This is a genomic window from Cupriavidus phytohabitans (genome assembly GCF_000426345.1).
In the GTDB taxonomy this organism is placed as follows: Bacteria; Pseudomonadota; Gammaproteobacteria; order Burkholderiales; family Burkholderiaceae; genus Cupriavidus.
On sequence record NZ_AUFE01000124.1, the window covers coordinates 1 to 8,641 of the forward strand.

Consider the following 8,641-nt stretch of genomic DNA (forward strand, 5'->3'; position numbering starts at 1 on the left):
AACGTCAGCCCAACCGACCCCGGATTTATGCAACAACGCCCCACGTAGACCACAAGACGAATGTGTTCTCTACTACCCCTGAGTCGTCTTCGAGGGAAGATTAATCAATATTTCATCTCGTCGGACGTGAGTACGTCAGGAATTACTGACACAAGAAACAGATAGTGCTGAACGAAGTTCCCGCGTTTCCCCATTGGGGAGTCATTGCTTCTAACGCTAACATCAAATCAAGCAGCCAGCTTGCTTACCTCAAATATTGTACTGGCCGCCTCAGCTCCAAAATTTATACATCAGACGTCGCGTGCTTCCAACCGAACCGCTTCGATATTAGCTTAAGTAGCGCTCATAACTTGTCTCGGATTTTCATCTGATTCTCTTTGCGGATCAGCGTAGTCTTGTAATCTGAAAATTTCTTAACGCCCCCCCTGACAAAACGACATAGATGAATATTCCGGCCGCAATCAACACGACTTCTGTTTTATTGTACGCACTCCTATCCACCATTTATAAGAGCGCACAGGTTCTGCATAGTCGACCAACACGGGGCACTCCTGCGCCAGCCAATGTCGTTGATCCGGAATGGCGGCCAGACGTCGACGTTATTGTGCCCTGTTTCAACGAAGACCCGGCCACGCTCAGAGCTTGTCTTACTTCAATCGCAAAGCAGGAGTATGCCGGAGTATTGAACGTTTATGTAATTGATGACGGCTCAAGTAACCGTGATGCGTTGGCCGCGGTCTACCGGGACTATGAGGAATATCCGAGGTTTAACTTCATTCTCCTTCCGAAGAATGTGGGTAAGCGTAAAGCTCAGATCGCCGCAATACGTTCCTCGTATGGAGAACTCATACTTAACGTCGACTCAGATACGACGCTGGCCCATGATGTCGTAAAAAACCTTGTGCTCAAGATGCGGGACAGATCAATTGGTGCCGCCATGGGACAGTTGACAGCCAGTAATCGAAAGCAGTCGTGGCTGACTCGATTGATCGACATGGAGTACTGGCTCGCGTGTAACGAGGAGCGAGCGGCTCAGGGGAGATTTGGCGCCGTTATGTGTTGCTGCGGTCCTTGTGCGATATACCGTCGCTCCGCGCTTCTTCGCCTTCTTGATAAATACGAGACCCAGTTCTTCCGGGGCAAGCAAAGTGATTTTGGTGAAGATCGCCATTTGACGATTCTCATGCTGACTGCAGGCTATCGAACGGAGTATGTTCCTAGCGCTATCGCGGCTACTGTTGTGCCAGATAAGCTCATACCGTATCTTCGGCAACAGCTCCGGTGGGCACGCAGCACATACCGTGACACGCTCCTCTCGCTACGTCTATTGCCCCACCTCAATGGCTTTCTTACGCTGGACACCGTTGCGCAGAACGTTGGTTCGCTATTGCTAGCGATCTCAGTCATCAGTGGACTTGCACAGCTTGTGATGACGGCAACAATTCCTTGGCCGGCGTGCATAACAATTGCCTCAATGACGTTCATTCGGTCCAGTGTAGCGGCTATTCGCGCTCGACAGCTTAGATTTTTTGGATTCTCGGCGCATGCCCTGATTAACCTTTTCCTTCTACTTCCGGTGAAAGCCTACGCATTGTGCACACTTGAAAATAGCGATTGGCTGTCCCGGGGCGAGGCATTAAACAGCTCGCACGATAAATCCGTCTATCCATCATCGGAATCTTCGGAAAAATATGCTGCTGGGGAAACGCATTCAACTTCTCATTCTGAAATTACTGGTAAGAAATGTTTGCCTCCTACGTGCGTGACATCGGGAAATGAATTTTATACCGAGTAGGACTGGCATTACTCATATAAGCTTCCTTCAGAAGACAACAACACACTTATATTTCGAGCTTCATGTCCACCGCAGCGATCGATTTCTCCGGCGTAAGAAAGTCATATGGCGGCAAGCCTGTCGTCAATGATCTATCTTTTTGTGTGAAAACTGGCGAATGCTTTGGCTTGTTGGGCCCTAACGGCGCTGGTAAAAGCACGATTGCTCGAATGGTTCTGGGAATGGCAATGCCTGACGGCGGCACGATCACAGTCCTGGGAGAGCCCGTACCAATACGAGCACGCCGAGCTCGCGCTCGCATCGGCGTAGTTCCGCAATTCGACAATCTTGAACCAGGATTTACGGTACGCGAGAACCTGATTGTCTTTGGACGCTACTTTGGCATGACCACAGCCGAGATCGAGGCGGCGATTCCATCTCTGCTTGAGTTCGCACATCTTGAAACGAAATCCCATGCTCGCGTCACGGAACTGTCAGGCGGCATGAAAAGGGCATTGACTATCGCGCGCGCGCTGATCAATGATCCCCAACTTCTGGTAATGGACGAACCTACAACCGGCTTGGATCCTCATGCACGCCACCTGATTTGGGAGCGATTGCGCTCGCTGCTCACGAAGGGCAAGACTATTCTTCTCACTACTCACTTCATGGAAGAGGCGGAGCGGTTGTGCGACCAGCTTTGCGTAATAGAGGACGGACGCAAGCTCGTTGAGGGAACTCCGCAGAGTCTGGTCCAGAAACAAATCGGTACCGAAGTGCTAGAAGTATATGGCGGCAAACCACAGGAGCTGCGTTCATTACTAGCACCATACGGTCCCCGAACCGAAGTAAGCGGCGAGACGCTGTTCTGCTACGCCTCCGATTTGGAACAGATTCGGGTACCTTTACGCGAGCTTTCGGGCCTGCGCGTCCTACAACGCCCCGCAAATCTGGAGGACGTATTCCTGCGGCTAACCGGACGTGAGATCAGGGAATAAATAATGCGTGACGTACTCATGATGACTTTGCCCGCGAACGCTTGGAACTGGCGCACGGTATGGCGCCGTAATTTCTTAGCGTGGCGGAAGGCTGCTCTGGTTTCCCTAATTGGCAATCTTGCAGATCCAATGATGTATCTGTTCGGCCTTGGCTTCGGAGTTGGGGTACTGATAGATCACGTTGAAGGATCTGCATATATTGCGTTTCTGGCAGCCGGTATGGTTGCTGCGAGTGCAATGACTTCCGCAACGGTCGAGACAATCTATGCGGCCTTCTCTCGGATGCACACGCAGCGCATGTGGGAAGCAGTCCTGTGCACAAAGCTTACGGTTGGCGACGTCGTCCTCGGTGAAATGACGTGGGCGGCGAGCAAAGCCCTATTGGCAGGCACCGCGGTGGCTGCCGTTTCCGCAACATTGGGCTATGCCGATCTCTCGAATATATTTTTACTAATACCGGTCATTGTTCTAACCGGCTTCGCATTTGCAAGCCTTGCTATGGTCCTCGTCGCGATTGCGCCGAGTTACGATTACTTTGTGTTCTACCAAACGCTTGTCCTCACACCGATGCTTTTCCTGAGTGGTGTTATTTTCCCAGTAGAACAGTTGCCAGGGGCCCTTCATCATATTTCGAGAGCCCTTCCACTTTCCCATTCCGTCGAACTCATCCGCCCAGCGATGCTTGGACGCCCATCGGCGAGCGTCGGTCTGCATGTGTCCGTACTTTGCCTTTACGCAATAGTGCCCTTCTTCCTATCGACAGATCTTGTTCGCCGGCGTCTGATGTCTTGATGATCGCATCGACACTCTGACCAGGATCAATTTGAATATAGGTCAAATCCTTGTGCCGCCGCTAACCACTTGATGTATATCTGTGCAACTCTTTAACGAAACCATGCCAACAGCCGCGCCATTCGTAATCCTTGGGATGCCCAGAACAGGTACGCACTATCTGGAAGAATTGCTGAATTTGCATCCTAATGTGTCGAGCAATGGAGAATTGCTCAATCCGTACGATATGAACTGGCCAGATAATACTCGACTCCTACGTAGCGATAGGGACCTTCTTGAGCTAGCTTATCAACATTACCCCACCCGCTCTGGAAAGACGGCGCTCACCCACGTTGGCTGCAAGATAAACCAACCCCAGTTCCGCGAGCGGCCGGGATTCTTTGAGAACTTGATCGGTTGGCCACATCTTCGCGCGATATTTGTCCGCAGAAATTCTCTGGAGTCGCTGCGATCCCTCGTTCAGGCAAGGACATGTGGTCAATGGCTACAGTACGGTACGTGCCACTCCTTGGCCGCTCCACCCACCGTAACGTTGACCATCGATGAATGCGAAGCCTACTTCAGGATCGCTGACGACTTCCACACTCTCGTCGCGAATTCCTTTCAGCGAGATCGGATTATGACGATCGACTATGAGGATTTACTGCCCGATTCCGCCCCATGCCTCGACGCAGTTTGGTCCTTCCTAGGAACATCGCCGCACGCATGCTCAGTACGCACGGCCCTTCGGCGTCAGGAAATGCGGCCTCTGCAAGAGACGGTATGCAACTTCGTTGAGCTAAAGCGCCATTTCAGCGGGGGGCCGCATACAAGCTATTTCGAAGCCTAGAATGGCTCAAACCATCGCACGAGCATGCGTATTTTTGTACCTCAACTTAATTAATTGGTCGCCAGGTGACAGTGGTTGACCTATTAACTCTTCCGATAGGTTACTTTTATGTCGTCGCCAAAAGTTCAGTGGAAACTGCGCTGGGAAAATGATCTTGAACTCTCCGACCATTTAGAATTGGCTGAGTTTTTCAGAGCGACGTACGGTCCGACAGGGCCCTTCAATGCGAAGCCGTTTAGCGGCGGTCGAAGTTGGGCAGGCGCACGGCCTGAGCTCCGCGCCATAGCTTACGATTCTCAAGGGGTTGCGGCACACATGGGCGCACTTCGACGATTCATCAAGGTAAATTCGGTCGATGTGCTTGTGGCCGAACTAGGTCTATACGGAGTTCGGCCGGACCTTGAAGGATTCGGAATTAGCCATTCCATCCGCGCAATGTACCCCGTGCTTCAAGAGCTTCGCATACCGTTCGCTTTCGGGACGGTCAGGCACGAGTTGAAAACTCACTTTTCCCGATTGTGCCGACATGGACTAGGAACAATCATCGAAGGAATCCGTGTGCGCTCAACTCTTCCGAACGTCCACTTGGATTTGCCATCTACTCGGGTGGAGGATGTCCTCGTCGTGGTTATGCCAATTAACAGTTCGTTGCAAGAATGGCCAAGCGGCGAAACAATCGAACGCAACGGACCCGAGCTATGAAGACAGTTCTACTGGATTGATTAGTCGGCGACCTTCGAGCAGAAAGAAGCGTACGTTAGGGTCCCCAATTCAGAACCGAAAAATTTGCCCATGCTTTCAAACCTAGAATTGCTGCGTCGTGAATTGAATACAGATGATCCCTGGCGCCTCGACACTAATCCTTACGAACACGAGCGTCACAGACATATGCTTCGATTATCACTCGCGCAGGGCCGAGTCACTAATGCGCTTGAAGTGGGATGTGCTGCTGGGGCATTCACGGAGAAACTTGTGGACCACTGCCAACGCCTCACAGTCATAGATGTTGTTCCGCAAGCGATAGCTCGTGCACGCGAACGACTAAAGGAGCCAGCAAACACTACTTGGATCGTTTCAGATGTCAAAGATTTCTCGACGCGTGACAAGTTCGATCTAATCGTGGTCGCTGAGGTTCTCTATTATTTGGATAACCTTGAAGAAATGCGATCCACGATCCGAAATCTCGCAGGAATGCTTGCGCCTGCCGGACAGTTGGTATTCGGATCGTCACATGACGACAGTTGCCGGAGATGGGGGCACATTGCTGGTGCAGAAACTGTGCTTGCTATGCTCAGAGAAGAGTTGGCTGAAGTTGAGCACGTTGAATGCAAAGGACAATCGCTCACTGAGGGTTGCTCGCTAGCGAGATTTCGCAAATCTCCGGACGAATCACAACACACACGTTTACCGAGTTAGAAAGAGGAAATAGCATGCGGATCTGCGGGATCAAGCTAACGCACGACGGGGCCATCGCCGTGGTAGAAGATGGGAAATTGGTTTTTTGCATCGAGCAGGAAAAGCGAGAGAACAATAAGCGCTATCAGGAAATCGAGAACCTTGAGGAAATTGCCGTCGTTTTGGCCGAACATGGGCTGAACGCTGTAGATATCGACCAGTTCGTCATTGATGGCTGGGACGGAGACGTGGAGTCTAGATTCCACATCCGTAGTGGATCTGTTCCGATCAGTCTAAAGGGCGCACCGTATGCTGAGAGCGACGCCAATGACCTCCTTGCCTCCCTTGACGGCGACGGTTTAGTGGTCGGCGAAGGTTCATTTCCGTACAAAAGTTTCCCGCATGTGTCAGGGCACGTAGCGGCCGCATACTGCACCAGCCCGTTTGCAAAAAAGGAGCAACCCGCCCTTTGTCTGGTTTGGGATGGCGGCATCGTCCCAAGGCTCTACCATGTGCAGCGTGATGGGGCGCGCCGCGTTGACTGCCTCTTCCCCCTCATTGGCCATATCTATGCGGCGGCGGGTCACTACTTTGGTCCCTATAAGAAACTTGGCGGAGCAGAATGGGATCTCGGCGTGGCAGGCAAGCTCATGGCTTATATTGGGCTCGGGTCCGTTGATGAAAGTACCGTAGCTGTATTTCACAGCCTTTACGAAGAGCACTTCGCAGGTAACAGCGAGTTGGCGCGCAGCTATCGTACGAATATTAGGGCACCTGAAGGCTCGTTGAAACCCGTCCGTGATTTTTTCCAAGCTAGCGTGCAACGACTTGAAGGGAAGCTTCACCAAGATGTGCTTGCCTCCTTTCACGTCTTTCTCGAGCGCCTTCTCGTTCATGAGATTGGAATGGCGCTGCAGCGCCATTCAATACAAGTGCCCCAAAACCTGTGCATTGCTGGGGGATGTGGGCTAAACATCAAATGGAATAGCGCATTACGTGAGAGTGGCTTATTCGCTGCAATATGGGTCCCTCCGTTCCCCAATGACAGCGGCTCGGCAATTGGTGCGGCTTGCTGTGCGATGGCTGCGGACCAGGGGTTCATACCGTTGGAATGGTCAGTATATAGCGGACCTTCCGCAAAACTTGGCGTCGTTCCTCCGGGATGGACCGCGTCTCCGTGCACGATTTCGGAACTCGCCCGCATACTTACAGATAACAAGCCAGTCATCTTTCTTGCAGGTCGTGCCGAATTGGGCCCTCGCGCTTTGGGCGGAAGAAGCATTCTGGCAGCCCCAACTTCGGCTGCAATGAAACGTCTTCTGAACGATGTCAAGCATCGGGAGCATTTTCGACCGGTGGCGCCAATATGCCTTGAGGATAAGGCAATGTCCATCTTTGAGCCTGGTACTCCGGACCCCTACATGCTCTTCGACCATCTAACGCGTAAGGAATGGCGTGACAAGATCCCTGCGGTCGTGCATCTTGACGGTACTGCTCGTTTGCAAACCATCCATAGAAGTTCTGAACATCCCGTAGCAAAGCTTTTGGTCGAATATGAGAAGCTAACAGGTATTCCTTTGCTCTGCAACACAAGCGCGAATTTCCACGGCCGAGGATTTTTCCCCGACGCTGCTTCCGCTTGTGAATGGGGGCGCGTGGAACAAGTTTGGTTCGAGGGTATTCTTTGGAGAAAAACGGAAGGAAGCGTCACGACATTGAATGTGGACGAAGCAGTAATGTGTTCCAAAGAAGCATAGACTCGATAGTGGGCACATCGCTCCCGACGTAGCTCCGCGTTTCAGCGGCTAGACGTTCAACTACCTTCGCCCAATTTGCACGTAGACTTGGCAGGACGCGGTTGCAAGCCCGGGCGCCCGTGTTGTTTGCAAAGTCCAATTTCACGCACGTATACGAAATATGATGAGCGATGCTCGCACTCCTCACCTTTACTTCTACGACTTCGGAGTCGGTCCGGAATCGAGAGCGCAACTGCTTGGTCAGGCGCCGTCCATCCTCTGGTTCACAGGCCTGTCCGGCGCAGGGAAATCGGCAATTGCCGACCGGCTTGAGGCAGCCCTGCATGCGTGCGGGCGGCTCACTTACATTCTCGATGGCGACTCAGTCAGGCGTGGCCTTTGCAAAGATCTTGGCTTTGACAAGGAGGATCGACGCGAAAATGTTCGGCGCGTGGCTGAAGTTGCCAAACTGATGGCCGACGCCGGCGTTGTAGTGCTTGTATGCCTTATCTCACCCTTCCATTCCGACCGAGAGCTTGCTAGGTTGATTGCGGGGAAACATGTCTTTGCTGAAGTTTACGTTCACGCACCGTTGGCCGTAGCGGAGGCTCGCGATCCTAAAGGACTATATCGACTTGCCAGACGGGGGGCGATCCAAAACTTCACCGGCATTGATTCGCCATATGAAAGACCAACGAGTCCCGATGTCTTCATCGACACTTGCACAATGTCCATCGATGAAGGAGCCAGTATGGTATTCGACTGGCTGTCTCGTCATTAAATATGTTGAGAGGGTTGGAGCTTGATAAGTGTTCTGAGTAAACCAATTTCACGAATGAGAGTCAAATGCCAGTCATAAGAAGAACGAGCTGGCATCGCCGATGAAGTGCACCATCGAATTGAACGACGTGGAGAAAAGAACTTTGCAAGAGCTTGCGCTGGGGCATCCGTATGAAGATTTCCGAGCCAGAGGGCAAGGCATGGTGTTACTCGACGCAGGTCAACGCGTGCACGAGATCGCGACGCAGTTGGATGTGAGCAAGAAGACCGTGTACAACTGGATGAACGCCTGGCGCGAGAAAGGGCTGTGCGGCCTGCTCAACGGTCATAAGGGAGG

At 52.2% G+C, this 8,641-nt stretch carries 9 protein-coding genes; all 9 read left to right on the forward strand.

Features of this window, described 5'->3' with window-relative positions; all coding sequences use genetic code 11:
* Positions 1 to 442: 442 nt before the first annotated feature.
* Positions 443 to 1,795 carry a chitooligosaccharide synthase NodC gene (gene nodC / locus K309_RS40950; RefSeq protein ID WP_084402664.1) on the forward strand — a complete coding sequence of 451 codons (1,353 nt, stop codon included), beginning with the start codon at positions 443 to 445 and terminating at the stop codon, positions 1,793 to 1,795.
* A 62-nt stretch (positions 1,796 to 1,857) separates the two neighbouring features.
* Positions 1,858 to 2,772, forward strand: a complete 915-nt coding sequence (gene nodI / locus K309_RS0132715) for a nodulation factor ABC transporter ATP-binding protein NodI (RefSeq protein ID WP_029050201.1) — start codon at positions 1,858 to 1,860, stop codon at positions 2,770 to 2,772.
* Positions 2,773 to 2,775: 3 nt separating this feature from the next.
* Positions 2,776 to 3,564 carry an ABC transporter permease gene (locus K309_RS0132720; protein ID WP_029050202.1) on the forward strand — a complete coding sequence of 263 codons (789 nt, stop codon included), beginning with the start codon at positions 2,776 to 2,778 and terminating at the stop codon, positions 3,562 to 3,564.
* Between the two features lie 103 nt (positions 3,565 to 3,667).
* Entirely contained in the window at positions 3,668 to 4,393 is a 726-nt protein-coding gene (locus K309_RS40955; RefSeq protein ID WP_084402665.1) for a sulfotransferase, read from the forward strand.
* Between the two features lie 108 nt (positions 4,394 to 4,501).
* A complete protein-coding gene (locus K309_RS40960; protein ID WP_084402666.1) occupies positions 4,502 to 5,095 on the forward strand; it encodes a NodA family N-acyltransferase in 594 nt (197 codons plus the stop codon).
* Between the two features lie 90 nt (positions 5,096 to 5,185).
* Entirely contained in the window at positions 5,186 to 5,809 is a 624-nt protein-coding gene (gene nodS / locus K309_RS40965; protein WP_084402667.1) for a nodulation methyltransferase NodS, read from the forward strand.
* 14 nt (positions 5,810 to 5,823) lie between these two features.
* Complete coding sequence (gene nodU, locus K309_RS40970) at positions 5,824 to 7,545, forward strand: nodulation protein NodU (RefSeq protein WP_084402668.1); 1,722 nt, start codon at positions 5,824 to 5,826, stop codon at positions 7,543 to 7,545.
* A gap of 163 nt (positions 7,546 to 7,708) precedes the next feature.
* Positions 7,709 to 8,305 (forward strand): adenylyl-sulfate kinase, encoded by a 597-nt coding sequence (cysC, locus tag K309_RS0132735; protein WP_232232598.1) that lies wholly within the window; start codon positions 7,709 to 7,711, stop codon positions 8,303 to 8,305.
* Positions 8,306 to 8,405: 100 nt separating this feature from the next.
* Positions 8,406 to 8,641 (forward strand): helix-turn-helix domain-containing protein (locus K309_RS0132740; protein ID WP_035878750.1); only part of this gene is annotated, 236 nt, incomplete at its 3' end.

Excerpts from the sequence above, each read along its gene's own strand:
- nodS (WP_084402667.1), top strand. The coding sequence starts at position 5,186 with ATGCTTTCAAACCTAGAATTGCTGCGTCGTGAATTGAATACAGATGAT.
- nodU (WP_084402668.1), top strand. The coding sequence starts at position 5,824 with ATGCGGATCTGCGGGATCAAGCTAACGCACGACGGGGCCATCGCCGTG.
- cysC (WP_232232598.1), top strand. The coding sequence starts at position 7,709 with ATGAGCGATGCTCGCACTCCTCACCTTTACTTCTACGACTTCGGAGTC.
- nodC (WP_084402664.1), top strand. The coding sequence starts at position 443 with ATGAATATTCCGGCCGCAATCAACACGACTTCTGTTTTATTGTACGCA.
- K309_RS40955 (WP_084402665.1), top strand. The coding sequence starts at position 3,668 with ATGCCAACAGCCGCGCCATTCGTAATCCTTGGGATGCCCAGAACAGGT.
- K309_RS0132720 (WP_029050202.1), top strand. The coding sequence starts at position 2,776 with ATGCGTGACGTACTCATGATGACTTTGCCCGCGAACGCTTGGAACTGG.
- K309_RS40960 (WP_084402666.1), top strand. The coding sequence starts at position 4,502 with ATGTCGTCGCCAAAAGTTCAGTGGAAACTGCGCTGGGAAAATGATCTT.
- nodI (WP_029050201.1), top strand. The coding sequence starts at position 1,858 with ATGTCCACCGCAGCGATCGATTTCTCCGGCGTAAGAAAGTCATATGGC.